Here is a 26796-nt window from a genome sequence, read left to right on the forward strand (position 1 = left end):
GGGGTGGGGGGCGGGGTGGGGGAGGGGCGTCGCCCCCCCCCCCCCCCCCCCAACCCCCCCCCCCCCCCCCCCCCCCCCCCCCCCCCCCCCCCCCCCCCCCCCCGCCACTGGAGCAATGAGCCTTCGGTTCAGGGCAGTTGGGCCAGGGGGGATCAGGAGAGCATGTTGATCCGGTACTGCATGATCCGGTAGTTCGTCAGGTCGTACCACTGGCTGACGACGATGTGGAAGTTGCCGAAGGTCGAGCCGGGGATGACGAAGCCGCCGTACGGGCTGGCCACGAAGTTGGCGGTCTCCTGCCCCGGGGCGCAGGGGAGGATCATGGCCTGTTCCAGCGTCCGGGTCAGGTCCGAGGTCGGCAGCGCGAAGACCATCGCCCTGATCGACAGCGGGTCCGTGTTCAGCCAGGTGAGGACGTACTTGCCGTCCATGGCGCGGAAGCACAGCTCGCCCCACTTGCGGGTGCCGAAGACGGTCGTCGGGGCGGGGGCGTTCCACTGCCAGTTGCCGTCGGTGTAGCCCCAGGGCTCGTAGGCGTCCGGGTTGCCGAGGCTCTCCTTCCGCACCCGGTGCAGCAGCATCCCCGACTCCACGTCACGGTTGAAGACCGTGGACAGCACGTAGCAGTAGCCGTCGTCGGCCACCGCGTAGGTCTTCTGCTGGAACTGCCCGCCGTACAGGTCGCCGGGCCACTGGCACAGGTACTCCCAGGTCTGCCCGTTGTCGGTGGAGCGCCAGAAGTCGGTGTGGTGGGTGTTGTAGATGACCCCGCGCATGAGGTGCATGTACATCACGCCGTCGACGACGAAGGCGTCGGAGGGGATCGCGGTGGTGTGCGCCGTGTCGCCGACCGGGGTGTGCGGCTCGTTGACGAGGCTGGTGCCGTAGGCGCCTCGAACGATGCCGTCGATGCGCAGGTTGTCCAGGTCCGCGCTGCTGGAGCGCAGTCCGACGGGCGCGTTCCACTGGCCGGTGAAGACCTGGTCGCCGTCGAAGGTGTCGCCGCAGACGAAGAGCATGGTGCCGTCCGGGCACCGGACGGGGATGCCGAGGTCGGTCCACGCCGCGCCGAGCGACCCGGTCTCGGCCGGGCCGCTGAGGTTCTTGAGCTTGGTCGCGATCGTCGGACCGGTCGGGTCGTACGGCCCGTTGGCGAGCGCGGCGGGCGCTCCGGAGCCGATGGCCCCGGCTCCCACGGCGACGCCGATGCCGATCCTGAGCAGTTGGCGGCGGGAGGGCCCGCCGGCCATCTCGTCGTTCCCGCCCGCTGAGCGTGTCATGGTGTCGGTGGCCTTCCGGATCGACGGATCCCGCACCTTCGCCCGGATCGCGCGCCCGAGCGGCGACGGGGCGCCACCGAGGCTACGGCGGCCCGCCGCCGCCCCGTCGGTGGGTGGACAAACCTTCACCCGAATTGGGTAGGCCCTGCAGAGGCCGGGGCGGCCGGCGAGGCCGGGGGCCGGGATCCTGGCGGGTGGTCAGGGGGACGGCGGCCATGAACACCCTCCCGAGGCGGCGGCAGTGCACCACCGGGTGCAGCCCCGCCGAGTACAGCTCGTCGGCCAGTGCGAAGAGGTCGGGCAGGGGCAAGCTCAAAGGGCCTGCTGGGGAGCGGAGTTGGAACTGCCGGTGCCGGTTCGGCTCCCGCCCGGTTCGGCGGGCCGGCGGTGGGGCGAGGTTGGCCGCACAAAGGGGCCGGGGGCGTCGATCCGTGGCAGGGCGCGGACGAAGTCCTCCAGTACGGCCAGCCGCGAGGCTGCTGAGTATCTCGGCTCGTTCCTTGCGGGGAGCCTGGCGCGGTGGCCACCGCCGACGATGTACCGGTTCCCACGCGGTCCGGCTCAGCTGCTCGGGAGCAGGGCCGGCTCGTGGGTGCCCCGGGGAAGCAGGAGAGGGGTGGCCAGGATGAGCAGGCCTGCGGTGGCGAGGGCGGTGCGTGGGCCGGTGGCGTCGGCGAGGAGGCCGCCGAGGGCGGTGCAGACGGCGATGGCGGCCTGCTGGCCGATGGACCAGGCGGACAGGGTGCGGGCGAGGAGGTGTTTGGGCGTGCGTTCGAGCCGGTGGGTCGCGAGCACCGGGGTGTAGAGGCTCATGTTGATGATGATGGCGAGTTCGACGGCCATCACGGTGACCAGGCCGACGATGCCGGGGCGGACGAGGACCAGGCCGATCAGCCACACGGCGCGCAGGGTGCCGACGGTCCGGAAGACCCGGTGGCGGCCGTAGCGGGTCACGACGCGTTGGGCGAGCCGGGAGCCGATGAGTCCGCCGAGGCAGGGGGCGGCGAAGGCGAGGCCGTACTGCCAGGGCGGGAAGTGGAGTTGGCGCAGCATGACGACGGCCAGCAGCGGTTCGGTGGCCATGATCAGCCCGGAGACGAGCAGGTTGTTGAGGTAGAGCGCCCGTAGGTCGGGGTCGCCGAGGATGTGCCGCCAGCCGTCGAGGACGGAGCCGGTCCGCCCCGGGTTCCGTCCGGTGGGCTGCGGGGCCGCCTCCCGGCCGCGGATGGCGCTGATGCCGAGGGCGGAGAGCAGGTAGCTGAGCGCGTCGGCGATCACGGTGGTGACCGGCCCGAACAGGCCGATGGCGGCCCCGCCCAGCGGCGGTCCGATCGCGATGGAGCTCCAGTTCGTGGATTCGAAGCGGGAGTTGGCCACCAGGAGGTCCTCGGGCCGGACCAGGGCCTTGAGGTGGGCGCCGGCGGCCGCGTTGAACGCGATCTTGGCCGCGGCGACGACGGCCGAGACCGCCAGCAGTTGGGCGAAGCCGAGCAGCCCGAGGGCGTAGGCCGCCGGGATCGTCGCCATGGCTGCGAACCGGACCAGGTCCATGGTGATCATCACCGGGCGTTTGCGCCGGAACTCCACCCAGGGGGCGAGCGGCAGCGCGATCAGCGCCCCCACGGCGGGGCCCACGGCGGACAGCGCGGACACCTGGGCGGGCCCGGCGTGCAGTACCAGGACGGCCAGCAGCGGCAGGGCGCCGAAGCCCAGTCCGGACCCGTACGCGCTGACCGCGTAGGCCGCCCACAGCCAGCCGAACCGCGGCCCCAGCCGTCTCCGGCCGAACCTGCCCACCGCGCCCGCCGAGGCGTCTGTCGTGCCCGCAGTGCCCGCAGTGCCCGCAGTGCCCGCAGTGCCCGCAGCGCCCGCAGCGCCCGCTGCGCCAGCCGTGCCCGCTGCGCCGGCCGTGTCCGCAGTGCCGGCCGTGCCTTCTGTGCCCGTTGTGCCCACCATGTCCGGCGCGCTCCTTCGGCATCCTGTTCGAACAATCCGACGTTGACCGGGGAGAGCTAACCGAGCGGCCCAACCGCAGGTCAAACAACCGATCCGCCCGCCGGGTACAACCACCCGTTGTTCACTAGGGTGGGCCGACGTGGACCTCGAAGCCGTACGCACCTTCGCCGCCGCCGCCGAGGCAGGCCAGTTCCAGAAGGCCGCCGTCGACCTGGCGGTCACCCAGCAGGCCGTCTCCAAGCGCATCGCCGCCCTGGAGCGCGACCTCGGGGTGCGCCTGTTCACCCGCACCCCGCGCGGTGCCGAACTCACCATCGACGGACAGGCGTTCCTGCCCCACGCGCGCGAACTGCTGCGCGCCGCCGAGCGGGCCGTCGCCTCGGTGCGGACGGGCCGCCGGCCGCTGCGGGTCGACATCATCGCCTCGCGAGGCGCCGGGTCGGGTCTGATGCGGGACTTCCATCGCGCGCACCCCGGGGTCGAGTTGGACGTGGTGATGCTGTTCGACGTGGCGGCGGCCGTCGCCGCGATCCGCTCGGGGGCGATCGACGCGTCCTTCCGCGCCGTCGCCGCGCCCGGGCGGCCCTTCCCGGAGGACGTCGAGTCCGTCCGGGTGCTCGACGAGCCGTTGCAGTTGCTCACCGGTCCGGCGCACGCGCTGGCGGGCGCCCGCTCGGTCACCGTCGCCCAGCTGGTCGGTCACCGGATCTGGATGCCCGGCATCGCCCCCGGCACCGAGTGGGCCGCCTACTACGACGACCTGGTCGCCGAGTTCGGCCTCACCATCGAGGCGACCGGCCCCAACTTCGGCTCCGACGCGCTGCTGGACACCGTCGCCGACACCCCGGCCCTGGCCACCTTCATGAGCGAGCGCACCCGGCTGGTCTGGCCCGCCGGCCACGGTCTGCGCCGCATCCCGGTGACCGACCCGACGCCGGTCTACCCGCACTCGCTGCTGTGGCACCGGGACAACCCCAACCCGGCCCTGGCGACCCTCCGGGCCCACCTCGCCGCCACCACGCCCGCCCACGACGCCCCCGGGACCTGGCGGCCGGACTGGGTGCTGCCGAACTGACCGCCCCGGGGAACGCCAGGGGCCTCGGGGCCGGGAGGCGGGTACCCGGGCGGCGGGTTCGCGGGCGGCGGGTACCCGGGCGTCGGGGACGGGCGACGGTCGTCGGGTCAGGCCTCCTCGCGCCAGCCCTCGCAGGAGGCCGCGAGGGTGTCGAGGGCGTGCAGGAGGGCGGGGGTCCAGCCGTCGGACGGGGGGTCGAGGACGACGAGCCACTGGGCGTCCTCGGCGTCGTCCTCGCCGGCCAGCGCGTCGCGGACGATCTCCAGGTCGCCGAGGTCGGGGTGGGCGGCGGAGAGTTCCTCGGCGGCCTCGTCGGCGGTGTCGCGGTCGGGCAGGACGAGCAGCTGGCGGACGAACGGGTCGTCGACGTCCGGCAGGTCGGGGGCGTGGTTCTCGGTCACCGGACCATTCTCCAGGTCGGGCCGCGCACCCCCGCAGGGCGGTCGGCCTTCACCGAACCCCGGCCCCGACCCCGGCCCCAGCCCCCGGCCCCCGCCCCGGCCCCGGCCCCGGCCCCCGCCCCGACCCCGGCCCCGGCCCCCCAGCCGCACGGGCGGGAGTGTCCGCGGCGCGTGGGATGCTGGTAGGCGATGGCCAGGAAGAGTGCACCCGACGACCTGCTCGCCCCGCTGACCCTCGCGGTCGGTCAGGAGGAGCTGCTGCTGGACCGTGCGGTCGCCCAGGTGGTGGCCGCGGCCAGGGCGGCGGACCCGGACACCGACGTGCGGGACCTCCCGCCCGGCGGGCTGCAGCCGGGCAGTCTGGCCGAGCTGACCACGCCCTCGCTGTTCGCCGAGCGCAAGGTGATCGTGGTCCGGGCCGCGCAGGACCTCTCTGCCGAGTCGGTGAAGGAGGTCAAGGCGTACCTCGAGGCCCCGGCCGAGGAAGTGATCATTGTCCTGGTGCATGCAGGCGGGGCCAAGGGCAAGGGCCTGCTGGACGCCGGGCGCAAGGCGGGCGGGCGCGAGGTGGCCTGCGCCAAGCTGGCCAAGGCGGGCGAGCGGCTGGCTTTCGTCAAGGGTGAGTTCCGTACGCTGGGCCGCTCCGCGACCCAGGAGGCCTGCCAGGCACTGCTGGACGCGCTCGGCAGCGACCTGCGCGAGCTCGCGGCCGCGTGCAGCCAGTTGACCTCGGACATCGAGGGCACGATCGACGAGACGGTGGTGGCCCGCTACTACAGCGGACGGGCCGAGGCGACCGGGTTCGAGGTGGCCGACCTGGCGGTCACCGGCCGGGCGGCCGAGGCGCTGGAGCGGCTGCGCTGGGCGCTGGCCGTCGGCCAGCCGCCGACCGGCATCACCTACGCGCTGGCCTCCGGCGTGCGCAGCATCGGCCGGCTGGCGACGACCGGGCGGAACATGCGGCCGGCCGATCTGGCCCGCGAGTTGGGCATGCCGCCGTGGAAGGTGGACCGGGTCCGTCAGCAGATGCGCGGCTGGACGGGCGATGCGGTGGCCACGGCGCTCACCGCGATCGCCCAGGCCGACGCGGCGGTCAAGGGCGGCTCGGCCGACCCGGCCTTCGCCCTGGAGCGGGCGGTGGTGGCCGTCGCCAGGGCCGCCCGGGCCGGCTCCCGCCCCGCGTACTGACCGCGGCGGAGGAGGCGGCGGAAACGGCGGAGACGGCCGTGGCGGCGGACCGCTACTTGCGCATGGCCCGTACGGCGTTGTCGGCGTCGGTCTGCAGGTCGTTGCGGAGCTCGGTCATGGACGGCGGGTTGGACTTCCCCTGGGTGTAACTGGCGTTGTAGCTGATGTAGTAGGTCATCCCGCCGTCGCGGATCTGCACCTCGGCGAACAGGCTGTGGTACGAGCCCGTGCCGCCGTCGTCCTTGTAGATGAAGCACGCGTCCTCGCCGATCCCCGGGATGTCGGTGATCTGGTAGCCGCGGGCGCGGTAGAGCTCCTTGCCGGAGGCCTGTTCGGGCGCCGGGTTGACGGCCTTGTGCAGGTCGGCACGGATGTACACGCTGGCGTACTCGCTGTCGCTGCCGCCGCCGGTCCGCTTGAGCGACATGGAGCAGTTCATGCTGTCCAGGGCGGCGGTCCGGTCGGTGTGGTGGGACGGCGAGCTGTTGTCCGTGGTGACGGTGTAGGTCTCCAGCAGCCGGGAGGGCTTCGCGGTGGCGCAGAAGTCGTCGGAGAGGTGGTAGGTGCCGAGGCTGCGCGGTGAGGAGTCGTTGCTGACCAGGTCCGGGACGACCGCCACGGCGGCGGCCCAGCCGGCCGAGGCGAGGACCGCGCCGACGAAGGCCCAGACGGCGTTGCGGCGCAGCCCGCCGCCCTTGGGCGGCGCGGTGGGCAGTCCGGGCGCGGCGGGCAGTCCGGGCGGCGGCCCGAAGCCGCCGGCCCCCGGCCCCGGCCCCGGCGACGGCGGTGACGGCGGTGGCGTCGTCATGGAAGTTCCCCCCTCGGGACTGGCGCCGTGGGTGCTCCCCGCACCCCCGGTCGCGCCTGACCGACCATAGCGGCCGGGGCGCGGAACGCGACAGGCGCCGCAGTCGGCCTCGGGGAGAGGCTGACTGCGGCGCCTGCCGTACAGCTCGTGTGCACCGCACCCGCGTGGCGAACGCAGGCCGCGTGCGGTGCGAGTCTCGCACGCCTCGGGGTTCCGGGTAGAGGGCCGGGCGCCCTGAGGCGGTGGGGGTCGGAGCCCCCGGGGGCGTCAGGCCTGGACGGCGGTGTTGACGCGCTTGGTGATGGCCGACTTCTTGTTGGCGGCCTGGTTGGCGTGGATGACGCCCTTGCTCACGGCCTTGTCGAGCGCCTTGGAGGCGGCGCGGGCCAGCACGGTGGCCTTCTCGGTGTCACCGGCGGCAGCGGCCTCGCGGGCCTTGCGCAGGGCGGTCTTCAGCGAGGACTTGACGGCCTTGTTGCGCAGGCGCGCCTTCTCGTTGGTCTTGTTGCGCTTGATCTGGGACTTGATGTTCGCCACGAAGGAGCCTCAGTCTTGTCTGAATGGTTTGAACGGGCTGCACCGTGCGGCCGTCGGACCAGCTGAGAGGGCATGCCGAGGCCAGGTGCAGCTGACCACGCTACCAGGGGCCCGCCGCCCGCCCCAAACCGGCGGCCGGCGGGCAGCCGCCCCGGGGCAGCGGGCCCGCGGGCGGGTCAGGCGCTCAGCACCGGCTCCCCGTAGTGCTCGACCTCCGGGAACGGCTGGTAGTAGCGGTGCAGCAGGTCCCGCCACCGCGCGTACTCGGCCGAGCCCCGGAAGCCCTCGGTGTGGTCGGCGAGGGTCTCCCACTCCACCTGCAGCAGGAAGCGCGAGCCGCGCCCCTCGTCCAGGCAGCGGCGCAGTTCCAGGGAGCGGAAGCCGCTCTGGACGGCGATCAGCGGGCGGGCCTCGGCGAAGGCGGCGAGGAACTCGTCCTCCCGGCCGGGCAGGACGTCGAGCAGGGCGCTTTCCAGGATCATGGCGGGCCATCCTGCCGCCTTCCGGACGGCGGGCGGAAGGGCCGGGGTGCCCGGCGGAAGGCCGTGAAGAGGGCTGTGAGGTGCCCGAACGGCGTCCCGGCCCGTAGTCGTGGGAGGATGGGAGGAACTATTTCGATCGGACGAGACCGTCCGGTCCCCGGGATAGCCGGTCAGCGATGATCCGGACACCCCCGGCCCCGGACCAACGGAGAATCGGACCAAGGTGCCCGCGACCCCCAGCAATGTGCCAGAGCCCAGCCGTACCGACCCGGCGCTGATCCGCAACTTCTGCATCATCGCCCACATCGACCACGGCAAGTCGACGCTCGCAGACCGGATGCTGCAGATCACCGGCGTCGTCGACCCCCGGCAGATGCGCGCCCAGTACCTCGACCGCATGGACATCGAGCGCGAGCGCGGCATCACCATCAAGTCGCAGGCGGTCCGCCTCCCGTGGGCCCCGAAGACCGGGCCGGACGCCGGGACGACCCACATCCTCAACATGATCGACACCCCCGGCCACGTGGACTTCACGTACGAGGTGTCCCGCTCCCTCGCGGCCTGCGAGGGCACCATCCTGGTGGTCGACGCGGCCCAGGGCATCGAGGCGCAGACCCTCGCCAACCTGTACCTGGCGCTGGAGAACGACCTCACGATCGTCCCGGTCCTGAACAAGATCGACCTGCCGGCCGCCCAGCCGGAGAAGTACGCCGCCGAGATCGCCCACATCATCGGCTGCGACCCCTCCGACGTGCTCCAGGTCAGCGCCAAGACCGGTCTCGGTGTCGAGGACCTGCTGGACCACATCGTCAACACCGTCCCGGCCCCGGTCGGCGTCAAGGACGCCCCGGCCCGCGCGATGATCTTCGACTCGGTGTACGACTCCTACCGCGGCGTGGTCACCTACGTCCGTGTCGTGGACGGTCAGCTCACCAAGCGCGAGCGCATCCAGATGATGTCCACCGGCGCCACCCACGAGCTGCTGGAGATCGGTGTCATCTCGCCGGAGCCGAAGGTCGCCGATGGCCTCGGCGTCGGCGAGGTGGGCTACATCATCACCGGTGTGAAGGACGTCCGGCAGTCCAAGGTCGGTGACACGATCACCTCGATGCACAAGGGCGCCACCGAGCCGCTCGGCGGCTACAAGGACCCGCGCCCGATGGTGTTCTCCGGCCTGTACCCGCTGGACGGCTCGGACTACCCGCTGCTGCGCGACGCGCTGGACAAGCTGCGCCTCAACGATGCCGCCCTGGTGTACGAGCCGGAGACCTCGGTCGCGCTCGGCTTCGGCTACCGCTGCGGCTTCCTCGGCCTGCTGCACCTGGAGATCATCCGGGAGCGCCTGGAGCGCGAGTTCAACCTCGACCTGATCTCCACCGCCCCGAACGTGGTCTACCGGGTGGTGATGGAGGACGGCACCGAGCACACCGTCACCAACCCGAGCGAGTTCCCGACCGGCAAGATCTCCGAGGTGTTCGAGCCGGTCGTGCGCGGCACCATCCTGGCGCCGAACGAGTTCGTCGGCGCGATCATGGAGCTCTGCCAGTCCCGCCGCGGCAACCTCCAGGGCATGGACTACCTCTCCGAGGACCGGGTCGAGCTGCGCTACACCCTGCCGCTCGCGGAGATCGTCTTCGACTTCTTCGACCAGCTGAAGTCCAAGACCCGCGGCTACGCCTCGCTCGACTACGAGCCCATCGGCGAGCAGGCCGCCCAGCTGGTGAAGGTCGACATCCTGCTGCACGGCGACGCGGTGGACGCGTTCTCCGCGATCGTGCACAAGGACAAGGCCTACGGCTACGGCGTGATGATGGCCGGCAAGCTGCAGAAGCTCATCCCCCGCCAGCAGTTCGAGGTGCCGATCCAGGCCGCCATCGGCTCCCGGGTGATCGCCCGCGAGACGGTCCGCGCGATCCGCAAGGACGTCCTCGCCAAGTGCTACGGCGGTGACATCTCCCGCAAGCGGAAGCTGCTGGAGAAGCAGAAGGAAGGCAAGAAGCGGATGAAGATGGTCGGCAGCGTGGAGGTCCCGCAGGAGGCCTTCATCGCCGCGCTGTCCACCGACGCCGAGACGCCGAAGGACAAGAAGTAGGCGTAGCGGGAAGCGGTACGAGGAGGGCCCGGGCAGCTGCCCGGGCCCTTCCGCGTTCCCGCCGGGAGGAGTCCCCCGGCGGCCGCCGGGGACGCCGTGCCGGGCGGTGCGGCTGCCGAGGGCGTAGACCAGGGTGTCGTAGCCGAGGAGGACCTTGTGCCCGGCCAGGTCGGGGCGCGAGGAGCCGGGACGGAGGGTTCCGTCCCGGCTCCTCGCGCGCGTGACGACGGGTCAGTCCACCTCGGCCACGGCCTCCGCGAACTGCGCCTGGTAGAGCCGGGCGTAGGCGCCGTCGGCGGCGATCAGCTCGTCGTGCGAGCCCTGCTCCACGATGGAGCCGTTCTCCATCACCAGGATCACGTCGGCGTCCCGGATGGTGGAGAGCCGGTGGGCGATGACGAAGCTGGTGCGGCCGGTGCGCAGCCGGGCCATGGCCCGCTGGATGAGCACCTCGGTGCGGGTGTCGACGGAGCTGGTGGCCTCGTCGAGGACCAGGATGGACGGCTGGGCGAGGAAGGCCCGGGCGATGGTGATCAGCTGCTTCTCGCCCGCGCTGACGCCGGTGCCCTCGTCGTCGATGACGGTGTCGTAGCCGTCCGGGAGGGTGCGGACGAAGCGGTCGACGTGGGCGGCCCTGGCGGCCTCGACAACCTGTTCGCGGGTGGCGGAGCCGGCGCCGTAGGCGATGTTGTCGGCGATGGTGCCGCCGAACAGCCAGGTGTCCTGGAGGACCATGCCGATGCCGGAGCGCAGGTCCTCGCGGGACATCGCGGCGATGTCGGTGCCGTCGAGGGTGATGCGTCCGGAGCTGACCTCGTAGAACCGCATCAGCAGGTTGACCAGGGTGGTCTTGCCGGCGCCGGTGGGGCCGACGATGGCGACGGTCTGGCCGGGTTCGACCTTGAGTGAGAGGTCGTCGATGAGCGGCTTGTCGGGGTCGTAGCGGAAGGACACGTCCTGGAAGGCGACCCGGCCGTGGACGGTGTCGGGCTTCTCGGGCATGGCCGGTTCGGGGGTCTGCTCGGGGGCGTCGAGCAGTTCGAAGACCCGCTCGGCGGAGGCGACGCCGGACTGCACCAGGTTGGCCATGCTGGCGACCTGGGTGAGCGGCTGGCTGAACTGCCGGGAGTACTGGATGAAGGCCTGGACGTCGCCGATGGACAGCGAGCCGCTGGCCACCCGCAGGCCGCCGACCACGGCGACCAGCACGTACTGCAGGTTGCCGATCAGCATCATCGCGGGCTGGATGATCCCGGAGATGAACTGGGCGCGGAAGCTGGCGTGGAACAGCGCGTCGTTGTGCTCGCGGAAGGTCTCGGCGGACTCGCGGTGCCGGCCGAACGCCTTGACCAGGGTGTGGCCGGTGTACATCTCCTCGATGTGGGCGTTGAGTTGGCCGGTGGACTTCCACTGCTGGACGAACTGCGGTTGGGCCCGCTTGCCGACCTTGGCGGCGACGACCACCGAGAGCGGCACGGAGACCAGGGCGATCACGGCGAGGATGGGGGAGATCCAGAACATCATCGCGAGCACACCGACCACGGTGAGCAGCGAGTTGACGATCTGTCCCATGGTCTGCTGCATCGACTGGCCGATGTTGTCGATGTCGTTGGTGACCCGGCTGAGCACCTCGCCGCGCGGCTGCTTGTCGAAGTAGCTGAGCGGCAGCCGGGCGAGCTTGGCCTCGACGTCCTGGCGCAGCCGGTAGCTGGCGGACTGGATCGCCCGGGTGGCCAGGCGGCCCTGGACGATGCCGAAGAGGGCGGAGGCGACGTAGATGCCGAGCACCCAGAGCAGGATGGAGCCGATGGCGCCGAAGTCCATGCCCTGGCCGGGGGTGAAGTCGACGGCGGAGAGCAGGTCGGCGACGCCGCCGTCGCCGTGGGCGCGCAGTCCGGCGATGACCTCGGCCTTGGAGGTGCCGGCCGGGAAGCGGGCGCCGATGACGCCGGCGAAGATCAGGTCGGTGGCGTCGCCGAGGATCTTCGGGCCGGTGACGGCGCAGCCGATGCCGAGCACGCCGAGCAGCAGGACGCCGAGCAGGATGGAGCGTTCGGGGCGCAGCAGGCCGAGCACGCGTTTGCCGGAGCCCTTGAAGTCCATGGACTTCTCGGTGCCCTGGCCGCCCATGAAGCGGCCCGGTCCGGCCGGTCCGCGGCGGGCGGCGGCGGCCTGGGAGTCGCTGGGGAGCTTGTCCGCGGGCTGTCCGGCGCCGGGCCCGGCGTTCGGCCCGGAGGGTTTCCCGGCGGGCTTTCCTGGGGTGGTCACGCCGCCTCCTGCTCGGTGAGCTGGGAGAGCACGATCTCCCGGTACGTCGGGTTGTCGGCCATCAGTTCGTGGTGGGTTCCGGTGCCGACGACGGCGCCCTCGTCGAGGACGATGATCCGGTCGGCGTCGCGGATGGTGGAGACGCGCTGGGCGACGATCAGGACGGTGGCGTTCGAGGTCTCGCGGGCGAGGGCCTTGCGCAGCCTGGCGTCGGTGGCGTAGTCGAGCGCGGAGAAGGAGTCGTCGAAGAGGTAGACGTCGGGCCGTCGGACGAGTGCCCGGGCGATGGCCAGGCGCTGGCGCTGGCCGCCGGAGACGTTGCTGCCGCCCTGGGCGATGGGGGCGTCCAGGCCTTCGGGCAGCTTCTCGACGAAGTCCTTGGCCTGGGCGATCTCCAGGGCGTGCCAGAGCTCCTCGTCGGTGGCGTCGGGACGCCCGTAGCGGAGGTTGCTGGCGACGGTGCCGGAGAAGAGGTAGGGCTTCTGCGGGACGATGCCGACGCTGTCGGCGATCGTGTCGGCGGAGAGCTCGCGCACGTCGGTGCCGTCGAGCAGGACCTGTCCGGAGGTGGCGTCGAAGAGCCGGGGGACGAGGCCGAGCAGGGTGGACTTGCCGGCGCCGGTGGAGCCGATGATGGCGGTGGTCTCGCCGGGGCGGGCGGTGAGGTCGATGCCGCGCAGTACCGGGGCCTCGGCGCCGGGGTAGCGGAAGGCGACGTCGCGCAGTTCCAGGTTGCCGCGGCGCAGCACCTCGGTGACCGGGGCGGCGGGCGGGACGACGCTGGAGGAGGTGCCGAGGACCTCTTCGACGCGTTCGGCGCAGACCTCGGCGCGCGGCACCATCATGAACATGAAGGTGGCCATCATGACGCTCATCAGGATCTGCATCAGGTAGGAGAGGAAGGCGGTGAGCCCGCCGATCTCCATGCCGCCGCTGTCGATGCGGTGGGCGCCGAACCAGAGCACCGCGACGCTGGAGACGTTGACGACCAGCATCACGGCGGGGAACATCACGGACATCAGCCGGCCGACCTGCCGGGCGACCTGGGTGAGGTCCTCGTTGGCGTCGGCGAAGCGCTGCTGCTCGTGGCCGTCCTTGACGAAGGCGCGGATGACCCGGATGCCGGTGATCTGCTCGCGCAGCACCCGGTTCACGGTGTCGATCTTCACCTGCATGCTGCGGAACTTCGGCCGCAGGGCGCGCACCAGCAGGACGACGACGACGCCGAGCACGGGGATGACGGCGAGCAGCAGGCCGGACAGCGGGACGTCCTGGTTGAGCGCCATGATGATGCCGCCGACGCACATGATCGGTGCGGCGACCATCAGGGTGAAGCTCATCAGGGCCAGCATCTGGACCTGCTGGACGTCGTTGGTGGTGCGGGTGATCAGCGACGGGGCGCCGAACTGGCCGACCTCGCGGGCGGAGAAGCTCTGCACCCGGTCGAAGACGGCGGCCCGCAGGTCGCGGCCGAAGGCCATCGCGGTGCGGGCTCCGTAGTAGACGGCGCCGATGGAGCAGAGCGCCTGGAGCAGGGTGACGCCGATCATCACGGCGCCCAGGCGCAGGATGTAGCCGGTGTCGCCCTTGACCACGCCCTTGTCGATGATGTCGGCGTTGAGCGTGGGCAGGTAGAGCGCCGCGAGGGTGGACACCAGCTGGAGGGCCACCAGCAGGGTGATCGGTCGGGAGTATGGGCGCAGGTACGCCCGGAGCAGTCTGATCAGCACTGGCACACTCTTGTCGTCGCCGGTCGGGTTCGCACCCCAATTCTCGTCGTTCTGTAGCGTCGTACAGACGATTCGTGGGCTGTCCGGCGGAGGTTTGCCGGGCCTTTGCCATCCGGGCCCGGTTCGCGCCCCGTGGGACCGGCACCGGCGCGTCGGGGGCGTGCCAGCTGGGGCCGCCCCCTTACGGAATGACCGGTTTCCCCCTAGGCTGCTGACTACGCCCTTGTTACTGACCGGTACCAACCACGTTAACCGGGGCCCGGCGGCCGCCCCCACGGACGCCGCGACAATCCCTCAGACGGCCACCCGCCCCCGGAGGTCCTCGTTGAGTTCCGCGCAGTCCCTGATCGACTCCGGCAGTGCCGACATCGTCGCCGGGCGTCCCGCCTCCGTCGCCCACCTGTTCCTGGAGCGGGTCGCCCTGACCCCGAACGCCGAGGCCTACCGCTACCCGGCCTCGGTCGACGAGCACGCCGCGGACGGCGCGCCGGGCGCTGAGCAGTGGCGCTCGCTCACCTGGGCGCAGACCGCGGTCCGGGTCAAGGCGGTGGCCGCCGGCCTGATGGCGCTCGGCATCCAGTCGGAGGACCGGGTCGCGCTGGCCTCCTCCACCCGGGTCGAGTGGATCCTCGCCGACCTGGGCGCCATGTGCGCGGGCGCCGCCATCACCACCGTGTACCCGAGCACCAACGCCGACGAGACGGCCTTCATCCTCTCCAACTCCGGCTCCCGGGCCCTGTTCGCCGAGAACGCGGCCCAGCTGGCCAAGGCCGTCGAGCACATCGACGAGCTGCCCGAGCTGCGCACCGTGATCCTCTTCGACGCCCCCGCCGGGGTGCCCGGGTCGGAGGAGCTCCCGACGGCCGGGCTGGACCTGATCACCCTGGCCGAGCTCGAACGGCGCGGCGCCGAGTACCTGGAGCAGCACCCGGACGCGGTCGAGAAGGCCGTGGCCGGGCTCGACAAGGAGCAGCTGGCCACCCTCATCTACACCTCCGGCACCACCGGCCGCCCCAAGGGCGTGCGCCTGGTGCACGACTGCTGGGCCTACGAGGGCCGGGCCCAGGAGGCCAGCGGCCTGCTCGGCCCCGACGACGTCCAGTTCATGTGGCTGCCGCTGTCGCACGTCTTCGGCAAGACGCTGATCTCCGGCCAGATCGCCACCGGCCACGTGATGGCGGTGGACGGCCGGGTCGACCGGATCATCCACAACCTGCCGGTCATCCGGCCGACCACCATGGCCTCGGCGCCGCGCATCTTCGAGAAGGTCTACAACGGCATCGCCGGGCGGGCCCGGGCCGAGGGCGGCGCCAAGTACAAGATCTTCCTGTGGGCCGCCAAGGTCGCCCGCGACTACGCCCGGGTGGTCCAGGAGAGCCGGGTCGCCACCGGTGCCGAGAGCGCCCCGCTGGGCCTGCGGCTGCAGCACGCGCTGGCCGACAAGCTGGTGTACGCGAAGATCCGGGCCGCCTTCGGCGGCCGGCTGCGCGGCGCCGTCTCCGGCAGCGCCGCCCTGGCCCCCGAGATCGGCTACTTCTTCCTCGGCGCCGGGGTGCCGATCCTGGAGGGCTACGGGCTGAGCGAGACCAGCGCCGGCTCCTGCGTCAACCGCAAGGAGGACGTCCGGATCGGCACGGTCGGCCGCCCGCTGCCCGGCACCGAGGTGCGGATCGCCGAGGACGGCGAGATCCTGCTGCGCGGCCCCGGCGTGATGCGCGGCTACCACAACCTGCCGGAGAAGACCGCCGAGGTGCTGGAGCCGGACGGCTGGTTCCACACCGAGGACATCGGCGAGCTCAGCCCCGACGGCTTCCTGCGGATCACCGACCGCAAGAAGGACCTGTTCAAGACCTCCGGCGGCAAGTACGTGGCGCCCAGCGAGGTCGAGGGCAAGTTCAAGGCGGTCTGCCCGTTCGTCAGCAACATCCTGGTGATCGGCAACGGCCGCAACTTCTGCACCGCGCTGATCGGCCTGGACGAGGCGGTGCTGATGCCGTGGGCCGCCGAGCGCGGCCTGGCCGGCAAGAGCTACGCCGAGCTGGCCGCCGACCCGGCCGTGCACCAGCTGATCGAGGGCTTCGTCAAGCGGGTCAACGCCGACCTCCAGCGCTGGCAGACGATCAAGAAGTTCCACCTGCTGCCGCGCGACCTCGACATCGAGCACGGCGAGCTCACCCCGAGCCTCAAGATCAAGCGCCCGGTGGTCGAGCGGACCTACGCCGACGCGGTGACCGCCATGTACGCGGGCGCCAACGAGGCCTGAGCCACCCCCCTCCCGTACGGCTCACGAGTTCGGGTGAGCCGTACGGGACAATGGGGTCATGCCCTCCGCACTCCCCGACGGCGAACCGGTGCCGTCCGACGGTTCCCTGCCCGCGCACGCCCTCACCGGGCTGGGCGACCGACCGTTCGGCTTCTACCTGCACGTCCCGTACTGCGCCAGCCGCTGCGGCTACTGCGACTTCAACACCTACACCGCCACCGAACTGCGCTCCTCCGGGGCCGTCGCCTCCCAGGAGACCTACGCGGACAACGTGGTCGCCGAGATCCGGCTGGCCCGTCGCGTCCTCGGGGACGTCGACCTGCCGGTGGAGACCGTCTTCCTCGGCGGCGGCACCCCGACCCTGCTGCCCGCCCGCGACCTGGTGAAGATGCTCGCCGCGCTGCGCGAGGAGTTCGGGCTCGCCCCGGGCGCCGAGGTCACCACCGAGGCCAACCCCGAGTCCGTCGACCCGGCGTACCTCGCCGAACTGCGCGAGGGCGGCTACAACCGGATCTCCTTCGGCATGCAGAGCGCCCGCCCGCACGTCCTCCAGCTGCTCGACCGCCACCACACCCCCGGCCGCCCCGAGGCCTGCGTGGCCGAGGCCCGCGCGGCCGGCTTCGACCACGTCAACCTGGACCTGATCTACGGCACCCCCGGCGAGTCCGACGACGACTGGCGGGCCTCCCTGGACGCCGCGATCGGCGCCGGGCCCGACCACGTCTCCGCGTACTCCCTGATCGTCGAGGACGGCACCAAGCTGGCCGCCCGGGTCAAGCGCGGCGAACTGCCGATGATCGACGACGACGTGCACGCCGACCGCTACCTCCTCGCCGAACAGGCGCTCAGCGCCGCCGGCTACTCCTGGTACGAGGTCTCCAACTGGGCCACCACCCCCCAGGGGCGCTGCCGCCACAACGAGCTCTACTGGACCGGCGGCGACTGGTGGGGTGCCGGCCCCGGCGCCCACAGCCACGTCGGCGGCGTCCGCTGGTGGAACGCCAAGCACCCCGCCGCCTACGCCCAGGCCCTCGCCGAGGGCCGCACCCCGGCCCTGGGCCGCGAGGTGCTGTCGGAGGAGGATCGCCGGGTCGAGCGCATCCTGCTGGAACTGCGCCTGGCCGACGGCATCCCCCTGGACCTGCTGGCCGAGACGGGCCGCAAGGCCGCCGCCAAGGCCCTCGCCGACGGCCTCCTCGCCGAGACGGCCTACGAGCAGGGCCGCGCCGCCCTGACCCTCCAGGGGCGGCTCCTGGCGGACGCCGTCGTGCGTGACCTGGTGGACTGACATTCGTTGACGTGGGGGTCAGCCGTCGGAGGGAGCGTGCGATGACCGCCATCGATGACCGGATGATGGGAATCTTCGAGAACTTGGAGGTTCCGGAAGGCGTCAAGGCCGAGCTCATCAGGGGGGAAATCGTGATGATGGCGGGGCTTGACATGGTCCATAACCTCATCGTCTCCGCGATTCAGCACCAGTCCCCGTACGCCCGGTGGCGGTCGCTCCCGGTGTACTGGTCCGAGCGAACCACCAAGTTCGGCGATCCGATTCGGCTCGACCTGTTGGACATCATCCTGGACACCTCGGAGTTCCAGACCTACCCCTGATCCGGGATCGCGGTGAAGTCGATCAACTCCTCGACCTTCGCCAGCAGTTCGGGCTCCAGGTCCTTGTAGCTGTCGACCTTCGACAGGATGTGCTTCCAGGCCGCCGGGGTGTCCACCGGCCAGCCGAGGCGGCGGCAGGTGCCCTCCTTCCAGTCCTCGCCGCGGGGGACGGCGGGCCAGGCCGGGATGCCGACGCTGGACGGCTTCACGGCCTGCCAGATGTCGATGTAGGGGTGGCCGACGACCAGCACCGACTCGCCGGTGACCTGGGCGGCGATGCGGTGTTCCTTCGTCCCCGGGAGCAGGTGGTCGACCAGGACGCCGAGGCGGCGGCCGGGCCCGGGGGCGAAGTCGGCGACGATCGCGGGGAGGTCGTCGATGCCCTGGAGGTACTCGACGACGACGCCCTCGATGCGCAGGTCGTCGCCCCAGACCCGCTCGACCAGTTCGGCGTCGTGCCGGCCCTCGACGTAGATCCGGGACTCGCGGGCGACCCGGGCCCGGGCGCCGGGGACGGCGAGGGAGCCGGAGGCGGTGCGGGCGGGAGTGCGCGGCGCGGCGGGCGCGGCCGGGCGCACCAGGGTGACCACCCTGCCCTCCAGCAGGAAGCCCCGCGGCACCAGCGGGAAGACCCGGTGCTTGCCGAAGCGGTCCTCCAGGGTGACGGTGAACCCCTCGGCGGTCCGCTCGCAGCGCACCACCGCCCCGCAGTAGCCGGTGGCCGCCTCCTCGACCACCAGGTCCCGCTCGGCCGGCACCTCGGGTGCGGGCTGCTGCTTCTTCCACGGCGGGGTGAGGTCCGGTCCGTACTGGTGGCTGCGCATGGGGGGATCTTACGGACGGGGCGTCAGAGGCCCGGCGCGCCCCAGACCGGGAACCAGCGGCTGAGGTCCTTCTCCAGCCGCAGGTCGTTCGCCAGCATCGCGTTCACCTGGAGCTCCAGCGGGCTGTTGCGCCGCTCACCGCCGCCGGGCATCGGGGCGAAGGGGTAGAAGGTGCCGCGCTTGTAGAGGTAGACCAGGGCCAGCGACTGGCCCTCCGGGTTGCGGAAGGCGACCAGGGAGCAGAGCAGCTGCGGGCCGAAGCCGTTCCCCTCCAGTTCGCTGTTGACCGCGTGCAGGTCGTTGACCAGTTCCGGGAGTTCCTCGGGGGTGTGCCGGGTGAGCAGCCAGGAGTAGCCGTAGCCGTCCTTGGAGGCCTCCACCGGGACGCCGCCGCGTTCGGTGTCGGCGTCCAGCAGGGCCCGGACCTGCTGCTCCACCTGGACGAAGGCGGCGCCCTCGACGGCCGCGAAGCAGACCGAGCCGAGCCCGGTGGGGAGGAACCCGGCCCCGGCCTCCAGGGTGAGCGCGGCGGACGGCACGCCGAACAGCTGGTCGAGGTCGGGCTTGACGGGCTTGGTGCGGCCGAACAGGGCGTCCAGGAATCCCACGGCGGTCCTTTCGGGAATCGGGCGGGGCCGGAGTTCAGGGGGTCAGTGGCCGAGCTGCTCGGAGATCTTCGCGAGCTGGGCCAACCGCTTCTCCAGCGTCGGGTGGGTGGAGAGCAGCTGGGAGGCGGTCTCCTTGGCGCTCAGCGCGGGGGCGAAGTAGAAGGCGTTGTAGGGCTGGGCCCTGCGCAGGTCCTCGGTGGGGATGGCGGCGATCTGCCCGGTGACCTTGGTGAGCGCCGAGGCGAGGGCGCTGGGCCGCCCGGTGAGCTGGGCGGCGGCCCGGTCGGCGGCCAGTTCGCGGTAGCGGGACAGCAGCCGGGTGAGCAGGAAGCTGATCGCGTAGACCACGATCGACACCAGCGGGATGATCAGCGCCGCGATGGCCGCGTTCTGGTCGTTGCTGTTGCGGTTGCCGCCCATGAACCCGCCGTACATCGCGACCCGGGTCATCGCCCCGGCGAGTACGCCGAGGAAGCCGGCGATGGTCATCACCGCGACGTCCCGGTGGGCGACGTGCGACAGCTCGTGCGCCAGGACGCCCTCCAGCTCCTCGGGTTCCAGTCGGCGCAGCAGGCCGGTGGTGACGCACACCACGGCGTTCTGCGGGTTGCGGCCGGTGGCGAAGGCGTTCGGCATGTCGTTGTCGGCGACCGCCACGCGGGGCTTGGGCATGTCGGCCAGGGCGCAGAGCCGGTCGATGGTGCCGTGCAGCTGGGGGTACTGCTCCTCGGTCACCTGGTGGGCGCCCATGGCCCGCTCGGTGATCTTGTCGCTGAACCAGAACTGGGCCACGAACAGCCCGCCGGAGATCAGCACGATCAGCGGCCAGGCCCCGCGCAGCAGCGCGATCAGCAGGCCCGTGAAACCGACGTACAGCAGCCCGATCACGAACATCGTCCCGACCATGCGGCTGGTCAGGCCGCGGTCGGGCGCGAAACGGGTGTGCTGGCCCGAGCTCGACATCGCTTGCTCCTCCGTTCGCCGTCGCTTTCGATGCTGCCACCCGGACGGCCCCGGGGCACCACCCGCGCACGCGGAGTGTCGTGGTGGCCGTCCGGAACTGCGGGCAGGATCACCCCGGCCGGGCCGTTCCTGCGGTACGACCCGGGCCGTACACTGGCAGGTACGGTTTTGGCACTCGTGCGTGCAGAGTGCCAGGGTCGGGGTCCTCCCCGGAGCGGCTCGCAGCATCACAGACGGACAACGTGCGAAGACGGAGGTGCGTGCCCCATGGCCGGAGAGGTCCGCCAGCTGGACGACCGCAAGCTCGCCGTGCTGCGCGCGATCGTCCAGGACTACGTGGGCACCGAGGAGCCGGTCGGCTCCAAGGCCCTGGTGGAGCGGCACAACCTCGGGGTGTCCCCGGCCACGGTGCGCAACGACATGGCGGCGCTGGAGGAGGAGGGGTACATCCACCAGCCGCACACCAGCGCCGGGCGGATCCCCACCGACAAGGGCTACCGGCTGTTCGTCGACAAGCTCGCCGAGATCAAGCCGATGAGCTCCCCGGAGCGCCGGGCGATCCGGCACTTCCTGGACGGCGCCGTCGACCTGGACGACGTGGTCACCCGTACGGTGCGGCTGCTCGCCCAGTTGACCCGCCAGGTCGCCGTGGTGCAGTACCCCTCACTGACCCGCTCCACCGTCCGGCACATCGAGCTGGTGGCGCTGGCCCCGGCGAAGGTGATGCTGGTGCTGATCACCAACACCGGCCGGGTCGAGCAGCGGATGGTCGACTGCCCGGGCACGGTCGGCGAGACGGTCCTGGCGGACCTGCGCTCGCGGATCAACACCCGGGCGGCCGGCCAGCGGCTGCCGGACGTCCCGGGGCTCCTGGAGGAGCTCCCGGCGGCCTTCGAGGCGGCCGACCGGCCGACCGTCAGCACGGTCCTGGCGACGCTGTTCGAGGCGCTCGCCGAGCAGAACGAGGAGCGGATCATGCTGGCCGGCACGGCCAACCTGACCCGCTTCGGGCACGACTTCCCGCTCACCATCCAGCCGGTGCTGGAGGCCCTGGAGGAGCAGGTCGTCCTGCTCCGCCTCCTGGGTGAGACCACGGACGCCGCGATGACGGTCCGGATCGGGCGGGAGAACGCGTACGAAGGGCTGAATTCCACCTCGGTCGTTTCGGTCGGCTACGGTTCGGGCGACGAGAGTGTGGCCAAACTGGGTGTGATCGGTCCGACCCGGATGGACTATCCGGGCACAATGGGGGCGGTGCGGGCGGTGGCACGGTACGTGGGCCAGATCCTGGCCGAGTCGTAGCACACGGCCGGCTGTTAGAAATCTAACGGCCGGCGTCCAGTCGCAGCACTACTACAGGCGGAACAAGCGGAGCATTTGGTGGCCACGGACTACTACGCGGTACTCGGCGTCCGACGGGATGCGGGGCAGGACGAGATCAAGAAGGCGTTCCGGCGCCTGGCACGCGAACTGCACCCGGACGTCAACCCGGACCCGAAGACGCAGGAGCGGTTCAAGGAGATCAACGCCGCCTACGAGGTGCTCTCCGACCCGCAGAAGCGCCAGGTCTACGACCTGGGCGGCGACCCGCTGTCGCCGGGCGGCGGTGGCGCGGGCGGCTTCGGCGCCGGCGCGGCGGGCTTCGGCTTCTCCGACATCATGGACGCCTTCTTCGGCGCCGCGGCCGGCCAGCGCGGCCCGCGCTCGCGCACCCGCCGCGGCCAGGACGCCATGATCCGGCTGGAGATCACCCTGGAGGAGGCCGCCTTCGGCACCACCAAGGAACTCCAGGTCGACACCGCCGTCACCTGCACCACCTGCAGCGGCGAGGGCGCGGCCCCCGGCACCTCGGCCCAGACCTGCGACATGTGTCGCGGCAAGGGCGAGGTCTCCCAGGTCACCCGCTCGTTCCTGGGCCAGGTCATGACCTCCCGCCCGTGCCCGCAGTGCCAGGGCTTCGGCACCGTGGTGCCGACCCCGTGCCCCGAGTGCGCCGGCGACGGCCGGGTGCGGGCCCGCCGCACCCTGACGGTGAAGATCCCGGCCGGTGTGGACAACGGCACCCGGATCCAGCTGGCCGGCGAGGGCGAGGTCGGCCCCGGCGGCGGCCCGGCCGGCGACCTGTACGTCGAGATCGCCGAGACCGCCCACGCGGTGTTCCAGCGGCGCGGGGACGACCTGCACTGCACCGTCACCATCCCGATGACGGCGGCCGCGCTCGGCACCCAGGTGCCGCTGCAGACCCTGGACGGGCTGGAGGAGGTCGACATCCGGCCCGGCACCCAGTCCGGCCAGTCGATCCCGCTGCACGGCCGGGGCATCACCCACCTGCGCGGGGGCGGCCGGGGCGACCTGATAGTGCACGTCGAGGTGCAGACGCCCACCAAGCTCGACGCCGAGCAGGAGGAGCTGCTGCGCCGGCTCTCGCTGCTGCGCGGCGAGGAGCGGCCGTCCGGCCAGTTCGCGCCGGGCCAGCAGGGCCTGTTCTCGCGCTTGAAGGACGCCTTCAACGGCCGGTAGTCGTCCGAGGAGGGGTGCCGGGGGAGGATCCCCGGCACCCCTTCGGTGTTCCCCCTCCCCGGCCGCAGGCCACCCCAGGAAAGGTTCCCCGCCATGACCGCGCCCGTCTTCGTCGTCGAGACCGAGCGGATCGCCGCCGCCGTGCCCGGGGCCGTGCTGCGGCTCGACGGGCCCGAGGGCCGGCACGCGGCCGCGGTGAAGCGGCTGGAGGCCGGCGAGGCGGTCACCCTGGCGGACGGGCTGGGGCTGGGCGTGGACGGCACCGTCGCCGCGGTGCTCGGCAAGGACGCGATCGAGGTCACGGTGGCCGCCGTGCGGCGGGAGCCGGCGCCGGCGCCGCGGATCGTGGTCGTCCAGGCGCTGCCCAAGGGCGACCGCGGCGAGCTGGCCGTGGAGACCATGACCGAGGTCGGCGTGGACGTGGTGGTCCCCTGGGCCGCCTCCCGCTGCATCACCCAGTGGAAGGGCGAGCGCGGCGCCAAGGCGCTCGCCAAGTGGCGGGCCACCGCCCGGGAGGCGGGCAAGCAGTCCCGCCGGCTGCGCTTCCCCGAGGTGCGCGACCCGATGACCACCCGCCAGCTGGCACCGCTGCTGGCCGGGGCCGCGCTCGCCGCGGTGCTGCACGAGGAGGGCGCCGAGCCGCTGGCGCAGGCCGCGCTGCCGGCCGGCGGGGACATCGTGCTGGTGGTCGGCCCGGAGGGCGGGGTCTCCCCGGAGGAGCTGGCCGCCTTCGCCGAGGCCGGCGCCGAGCCGTACCGGCTGGGCCCCTCGGTGCTGCGCACCTCGACCGCCGGGGTGGCCGCCGGGGCGCTGCTGCTGGGGCGCACCGGCCGCTGGGCCTGACCCCACCGGCACCTTCCGCGCGCCCGCCGGGAGTCTGCGGAAAACGGAGCGGCTCGTACCCGCACCTGCCTACGCTGGCGGCGTGACGGACTCCCTGAGCACCTCCGCGGGCGCCTATCTGCGCCATCCCCACCTGCACGGCGACCTGGTCGCCTTCGTCGCCGAGGACGACCTGTGGCTGGCCCCGCTGGACGGCGGCCGGGCCTGGCGGCTGACGGCCGATCACCTGCCCGTGCAGCACCCCCGGTTCTCCCCGGACGGGCGGCACATCGCCTTCACCTCCACCCGGGACGGCGCCCCCGAGGTGCACGTGGTGCCGGTGGACGGCGGACCGTCCCGGCGGCTGACGTACTGGGGCAACACCGAGACCCGGGTGCAGGGTTGGACCGCCGACGGGCGCCCGATCGCCACCACCGGCGCGGGCGAGTCCGGTGTGCGCCGCTGCTGGGCGCACGCGGTGCCGCTGGACGGCGGCGAGGCGGTGCGGCTGCCGTACGGGCCGGTCGGCGGGCTCGCCTTCGAGCCGGACGGCGACCGGGTGCTGCTGGTGACCGTCAACAACCGCGAGCCGGCCTGGTGGAAGCGCTACCGGGGCGGCCGGGCCGGCAAGTTGTGGATCGGGCAGGACCGGTTCGCCCGGATCCACCAGGAGCTGGCCGGGCAGCTCGACTCCCCGCTCTGGGTGGCCGGGGACGGCGACGGCCGGATCGCCTTCCTGTCCGACCACGAGGGCGTCGGCGACCTGTGGTCCAGCCGCCCGGACGGCTCCGACCTGCGCCGCCACAGCACCGACCCGGACGGCTTCTACGCCCGCAACGCCACCACCGACGGCACCCGGGTGGTCTTCCACCGGGCCGGCGACCTGTGGCTGCTGGACGACCTGGAGAGCGCCGCCCCGCGCCGGCTGGACGTCCGGCCGGCCGGCTCGCGGGCCCGCCGCCGCCCCCACCCGGTGCACGCCGCGCACTGGCTGGAGTCCGTCGCCCCGGACCGCACCGGCCGGGCCGGCGCCGTGGTGGTGCGCGGCAGCGTGCACTGGCTGACCCACCGCGAGGGCCCGGCCCGGGTGCTGGACGAGACCCCGGGCGTGCGGGCCCGGCTGGCCCGGGTGGTGCCGGGCGAGGACGGCGCCCAGGGCGTGCTCTGGGTGTCCGACGCCGAGGGCGAGGACGCCCTGGAGTACGCCCCCGCCGTGCACGACCCCGAGCGGCGCCGGCTGGCCGCCGGGCGACTGGGCCGGGTCAACTCGCTGGTGGTCTCCCCGGACGGCAGGCGGGCCGCGGTCGGCGTGCACGACGGCCGGGTGCTGGTGGTCGGCCTGGCCGACGGCGCCGTGCACGAGCTGGACCGCAGCACCGACGGCGAGGTCAGCGGACTGGTGTTCAGCCCGGACTCGGCCTGGCTGGCGTGGTCGCGCCCGGTGCACCGGATGGGCCCGTACTCGCTGCGCCAGATCGTGCTGGCCGACCTGGCCACCCGCACCGTCGGGGAGGTCACCTCGCAGCGCTTCCTGGACACCTCGCCCGCCTTCACCGCGGACGGCCGCTACCTGGCCTTCCTGTCGGTGCGCAGCTTCGACCCGGTCTACGACGCCCACGCCTTCGGCCTGTCCTTCCCGAACGGCTGCCGCCCCCACCTGGTGACGCTCGCCGCCGAGACGCCGTCCCCGTTCGGCCCGCAGCGGGCCGGGCGGGCGCCCGGCGGGGAGGAGGACGAGCCCAAGGCCCGCACGGCGGACGGCGAGGAGGCCGCGGACGGGGCGGTGCCGGCCGTCCGGGTGGACCTGGACGGCATCGCCGACCGGATCGTGCCCTTCCCGGTCGAGGGCGGCCGCTTCCACGCGCTGCGCGCCGCCAAGGACGGGGTGCTCTGGACCAGGGCGCCGCTGCTCGGCGAACTCGGCGACGAGGCGGCCTCGTTGGACGACGACCGGCCCCGCCCGGTGCTGGAGCGCTTCGACCTCAGGAAGCGCCGGGTCGAGCAACTGGTGCACGGCGTCGACGGGTTCTCGGTCAGCGGGGACGGCACCCGGCTGGCCGTGCTGGACGGGGGCGAGCTGCGGATCCTCCCGGCCGACCGCAAGTCGGGCGGCGAGGACGACGAGACCGCCGTCGACCTCACCCGGCTGCGGGTGACCGTCGACCCGGCCGCCGAGTGGCGGCAGATGTACGCCGAGAACGGCCGGCTGATGCGGGACAACTTCTGGCGCCCCGACCTCGGCGGCGTCGACTGGGCCGGGGTCCTGGAGCGCTACCGGCCGCTGGTCGAGCGGGTCGGCTCGCACGACGAACTGGTCGACCTGCTCTGGGAGGTGCACGGCGAACTCGGCACCTCGCACGCCTACGTCGTCCCGTACGGCCGCTACACCGAGCCCGCCCGGCGCCAGGGCCTGCTCGGCGCCGACCTGGTCCGGGACGGTGAGCGGTGGCGGATCGGCCGGATCCTGCCCGGTGAGTCCTCCGACCCCCGGGCCCGCTCGCCGCTGGCCGCGCCCGGCGCCGCGATCCGCCCGGGCGACGCCGTGCTCGCCGTCAACGGCCGCCCGGTCGACCCGGTCACCGGCCCGGCCCCGCTGCTGGCCGGCACCGCCGGGCAGCCGGTCGAGCTGACCGTGGCCGGCAAGGACGGCACCGACCGGCGCCACCCCGTGGTCGTCCCGCTCGCCGACGAGGAGGCGCTGCGCTACCACGACTGGGTGGCCGGCCGGCGGGCGAAGGCGCGGGAGCTGTCCGGCGGCCGGCTCGGCTACCTGCACATCCCCGACATGCAGACGGCCGGCTGGGCGCAGCTGCACCGCGACCTCTCCACCGAGATGGCCAAGGAGGGCCTGATCGTGGACGTCCGGGAGAATCGCGGCGGCCACACCTCGCAGCTGGTGATAGAGAAGCTGGCCCGGCGGATCATCGGCTGGTACGCGATCCGGGACACCGAGGGCCGGGTGCCCTACCCGATGGACGCCCCGCGCGGGCCGGTGGTCGCGATCGCCAACGAGCTGTCCGGCTCGGACGGCGACATCGTCAACGCCGCCATCCAGGCGCTCGGCATCGGCCCGGTGGTCGGCACCCGGACCTGGGGCGGGGTGATCGGCATCGACAGCCGGTACCAGCTGGTCGACGGCACCCTGGTCACCCAGCCCAAGTACGCGATGTGGATGGAGAACTACGGCTGGGGCCTGGAGAACCACGGCGTCGACCCGGACGTCGAGGTGCCGTTCGCCCCGCACCACTGGGCGGCCGGCGAGGACCCGCAGCTGGCCGAGGCCGTGCGGATCGCCCTCGACACCCTGGCCGCCACCCCGGCCCGCACGGCGCCGCCGCTGCCCTGGGTCTAGCCGGCGCGGGGCCCTCCGG

Annotated in this window: 21 protein-coding genes; 10 read left to right on the plus strand and 11 right to left on the minus strand. The window is 72.7% G+C overall.

All coding sequences use genetic code 11. The annotated features are described in order from the left end of the window. Positions 1-152 precede the first annotated feature (152 nt). Together ACZ58X_RS35420 and ACZ58X_RS35425 are read right to left on the minus strand one after the other, a co-directional pair. On the minus strand, positions 153-1280 hold the full coding sequence (locus ACZ58X_RS35420; RefSeq protein ID WP_470337684.1) for a DUF4185 domain-containing protein: 1128 nt from the start codon (positions 1278-1280) through the stop codon (positions 153-155). Positions 1281-1841: 561 nt separating this feature from the next. After that, positions 1842-3077 carry an MFS transporter gene (locus ACZ58X_RS35425; RefSeq protein WP_470337685.1) on the minus strand — a complete coding sequence of 412 codons (1236 nt, stop codon included), beginning with the start codon at positions 3075-3077 and terminating at the stop codon, positions 1842-1844. A gap of 298 nt (positions 3078-3375) precedes the next feature. Here ACZ58X_RS35425 and ACZ58X_RS35430 point away from each other — a divergent pair, with 298 nt between their 5' ends. Beyond that, positions 3376-4311: a LysR family transcriptional regulator gene (locus tag ACZ58X_RS35430; protein WP_470337686.1), complete on the plus strand. Its 936-nt coding sequence runs from the start codon at positions 3376-3378 to the stop codon at positions 4309-4311. 107 nt (positions 4312-4418) lie between these two features. On the opposite strand, the gene ACZ58X_RS35435 is transcribed toward ACZ58X_RS35430, so the two are convergent. Then, the gene (locus tag ACZ58X_RS35435; protein ID WP_470337687.1) at positions 4419-4712 is read right to left on the minus strand and encodes a hypothetical protein; all 294 of its coding nucleotides are present in this window, start codon (positions 4710-4712) and stop codon (positions 4419-4421) included. A gap of 189 nt (positions 4713-4901) precedes the next feature. Here ACZ58X_RS35435 and holA point away from each other — a divergent pair, with 189 nt between their 5' ends. Next, positions 4902-5900: a DNA polymerase III subunit delta gene (holA, locus tag ACZ58X_RS35440; protein ID WP_470337688.1), complete on the plus strand. Its 999-nt coding sequence runs from the start codon at positions 4902-4904 to the stop codon at positions 5898-5900. 52 nt (positions 5901-5952) lie between these two features. Here holA and ACZ58X_RS35445 read toward each other — a convergent pair whose 3' ends face one another. The 3 genes from ACZ58X_RS35445 to ACZ58X_RS35455 all read right to left on the minus strand — a co-directional run bounded on the left by ACZ58X_RS35445 (position 5953) and on the right by ACZ58X_RS35455 (position 7727). Beyond that, entirely contained in the window at positions 5953-6708 is a 756-nt protein-coding gene (locus ACZ58X_RS35445; RefSeq protein ID WP_470337689.1) for a hypothetical protein, read from the minus strand. Positions 6709-6975: 267 nt separating this feature from the next. Continuing rightward, positions 6976-7245, minus strand: coding sequence for a 30S ribosomal protein S20 (gene rpsT / locus ACZ58X_RS35450; protein ID WP_375892438.1), 270 nt, complete (start codon positions 7243-7245; stop codon positions 6976-6978). Between the two features lie 176 nt (positions 7246-7421). Then, positions 7422-7727, minus strand: coding sequence for an antibiotic biosynthesis monooxygenase family protein (locus ACZ58X_RS35455; protein ID WP_470337690.1), 306 nt, complete (start codon positions 7725-7727; stop codon positions 7422-7424). Positions 7728-7950: 223 nt separating this feature from the next. Here ACZ58X_RS35455 and lepA point away from each other — a divergent pair, with 223 nt between their 5' ends. Next, positions 7951-9819, plus strand: a complete 1869-nt coding sequence (lepA, locus tag ACZ58X_RS35460; RefSeq protein ID WP_470337691.1) for a translation elongation factor 4 — start codon at positions 7951-7953, stop codon at positions 9817-9819. A 231-nt stretch (positions 9820-10050) separates the two neighbouring features. Here lepA and ACZ58X_RS35465 read toward each other — a convergent pair whose 3' ends face one another. Both ACZ58X_RS35465 and ACZ58X_RS35470 read right to left on the minus strand, forming a co-directional pair. Next, complete coding sequence (locus ACZ58X_RS35465) at positions 10051-11949, minus strand: ABC transporter ATP-binding protein (RefSeq protein WP_470337749.1); 1899 nt, start codon at positions 11947-11949, stop codon at positions 10051-10053. 134 nt (positions 11950-12083) lie between these two features. Beyond that, entirely contained in the window at positions 12084-13817 is a 1734-nt protein-coding gene (locus ACZ58X_RS35470; protein ID WP_470337692.1) for an ABC transporter ATP-binding protein, read from the minus strand. Positions 13818-14142: 325 nt separating this feature from the next. Here ACZ58X_RS35470 and ACZ58X_RS35475 point away from each other — a divergent pair, with 325 nt between their 5' ends. The 3 genes from ACZ58X_RS35475 to ACZ58X_RS35485 are packed head-to-tail and all read left to right on the plus strand — an operon-like array spanning position 14143 to position 17688. Further along, positions 14143-16080 (plus strand): AMP-dependent synthetase/ligase, encoded by a 1938-nt coding sequence (locus tag ACZ58X_RS35475; protein WP_470337693.1) that lies wholly within the window; start codon positions 14143-14145, stop codon positions 16078-16080. 58 nt (positions 16081-16138) lie between these two features. Beyond that, positions 16139-17368 carry a radical SAM family heme chaperone HemW gene (gene hemW, locus ACZ58X_RS35480; RefSeq protein ID WP_470337694.1) on the plus strand — a complete coding sequence of 410 codons (1230 nt, stop codon included), beginning with the start codon at positions 16139-16141 and terminating at the stop codon, positions 17366-17368. Positions 17369-17409: 41 nt separating this feature from the next. Beyond that, the gene (locus ACZ58X_RS35485) at positions 17410-17688 is read left to right on the plus strand and encodes a hypothetical protein (protein WP_470337695.1); all 279 of its coding nucleotides are present in this window, start codon (positions 17410-17412) and stop codon (positions 17686-17688) included. Here the strand turns inward: ACZ58X_RS35485 and ACZ58X_RS35490 are convergent. The 3 genes from ACZ58X_RS35490 to htpX are packed head-to-tail and all read right to left on the minus strand — an operon-like array spanning position 17679 to position 20083. Next, a complete protein-coding gene (locus ACZ58X_RS35490) occupies positions 17679-18512 on the minus strand; it encodes a DUF3097 domain-containing protein (protein WP_470337696.1) in 834 nt (277 codons plus the stop codon). The two genes, ACZ58X_RS35485 and ACZ58X_RS35490, sit on opposite strands and share 10 nt — an antisense overlap. 23 nt (positions 18513-18535) lie before the next feature. Next, a complete protein-coding gene (pspAB, locus tag ACZ58X_RS35495) occupies positions 18536-19120 on the minus strand; it encodes a PspA-associated protein PspAB (RefSeq protein WP_470337697.1) in 585 nt (194 codons plus the stop codon). A 42-nt stretch (positions 19121-19162) separates the two neighbouring features. Next, a complete protein-coding gene (gene htpX / locus ACZ58X_RS35500; protein ID WP_470337698.1) occupies positions 19163-20083 on the minus strand; it encodes a zinc metalloprotease HtpX in 921 nt (306 codons plus the stop codon). A gap of 267 nt (positions 20084-20350) precedes the next feature. Here htpX and hrcA point away from each other — a divergent pair, with 267 nt between their 5' ends. The 4 genes from hrcA (at position 20351) to ACZ58X_RS35520 (ending at position 26777) form a co-directional block, all read left to right on the plus strand. Next, a complete protein-coding gene (gene hrcA / locus ACZ58X_RS35505) occupies positions 20351-21385 on the plus strand; it encodes a heat-inducible transcriptional repressor HrcA (protein ID WP_360228778.1) in 1035 nt (344 codons plus the stop codon). A 78-nt stretch (positions 21386-21463) separates the two neighbouring features. Then, positions 21464-22603, plus strand: a complete 1140-nt coding sequence (dnaJ, locus tag ACZ58X_RS35510) for a molecular chaperone DnaJ (RefSeq protein WP_470337699.1) — start codon at positions 21464-21466, stop codon at positions 22601-22603. 93 nt (positions 22604-22696) lie between these two features. Beyond that, the gene (locus ACZ58X_RS35515; RefSeq protein WP_470337700.1) at positions 22697-23446 is read left to right on the plus strand and encodes a 16S rRNA (uracil(1498)-N(3))-methyltransferase; all 750 of its coding nucleotides are present in this window, start codon (positions 22697-22699) and stop codon (positions 23444-23446) included. An 82-nt stretch (positions 23447-23528) separates the two neighbouring features. Then, positions 23529-26777, plus strand: coding sequence for a S41 family peptidase (locus tag ACZ58X_RS35520; RefSeq protein ID WP_470337701.1), 3249 nt, complete (start codon positions 23529-23531; stop codon positions 26775-26777). Positions 26778-26796: the final 19 nt, after the last annotated feature.

Source organism: Kitasatospora sp. NPDC040550 (genome assembly GCF_055594965.1).

Coding starts and splice junctions, on each gene's coding strand:
- ACZ58X_RS35455 (WP_470337690.1), bottom strand. CDS start 7,727: ATGATCCTGGAAAGCGCCCTGCTCGACGTCCTGCCCGGCCGGGAGGAC.
- hrcA (WP_360228778.1), top strand. CDS start 20,351: ATGGCCGGAGAGGTCCGCCAGCTGGACGACCGCAAGCTCGCCGTGCTG.
- htpX (WP_470337698.1), bottom strand. CDS start 20,083: ATGTCGAGCTCGGGCCAGCACACCCGTTTCGCGCCCGACCGCGGCCTG.
- hemW (WP_470337694.1), top strand. CDS start 16,139: ATGCCCTCCGCACTCCCCGACGGCGAACCGGTGCCGTCCGACGGTTCC.
- ACZ58X_RS35445 (WP_470337689.1), bottom strand. CDS start 6,708: ATGACGACGCCACCGCCGTCACCGCCGTCGCCGGGGCCGGGGCCGGGG.
- ACZ58X_RS35465 (WP_470337749.1), bottom strand. CDS start 11,949: ATGGGCGGCCAGGGCACCGAGAAGTCCATGGACTTCAAGGGCTCCGGC.
- ACZ58X_RS35420 (WP_470337684.1), bottom strand. CDS start 1,280: ATGACACGCTCAGCGGGCGGGAACGACGAGATGGCCGGCGGGCCCTCC.
- holA (WP_470337688.1), top strand. CDS start 4,902: ATGGCCAGGAAGAGTGCACCCGACGACCTGCTCGCCCCGCTGACCCTC.
- ACZ58X_RS35490 (WP_470337696.1), bottom strand. CDS start 18,512: ATGCGCAGCCACCAGTACGGACCGGACCTCACCCCGCCGTGGAAGAAG.
- ACZ58X_RS35485 (WP_470337695.1), top strand. CDS start 17,410: ATGACCGCCATCGATGACCGGATGATGGGAATCTTCGAGAACTTGGAG.
- ACZ58X_RS35515 (WP_470337700.1), top strand. CDS start 22,697: ATGACCGCGCCCGTCTTCGTCGTCGAGACCGAGCGGATCGCCGCCGCC.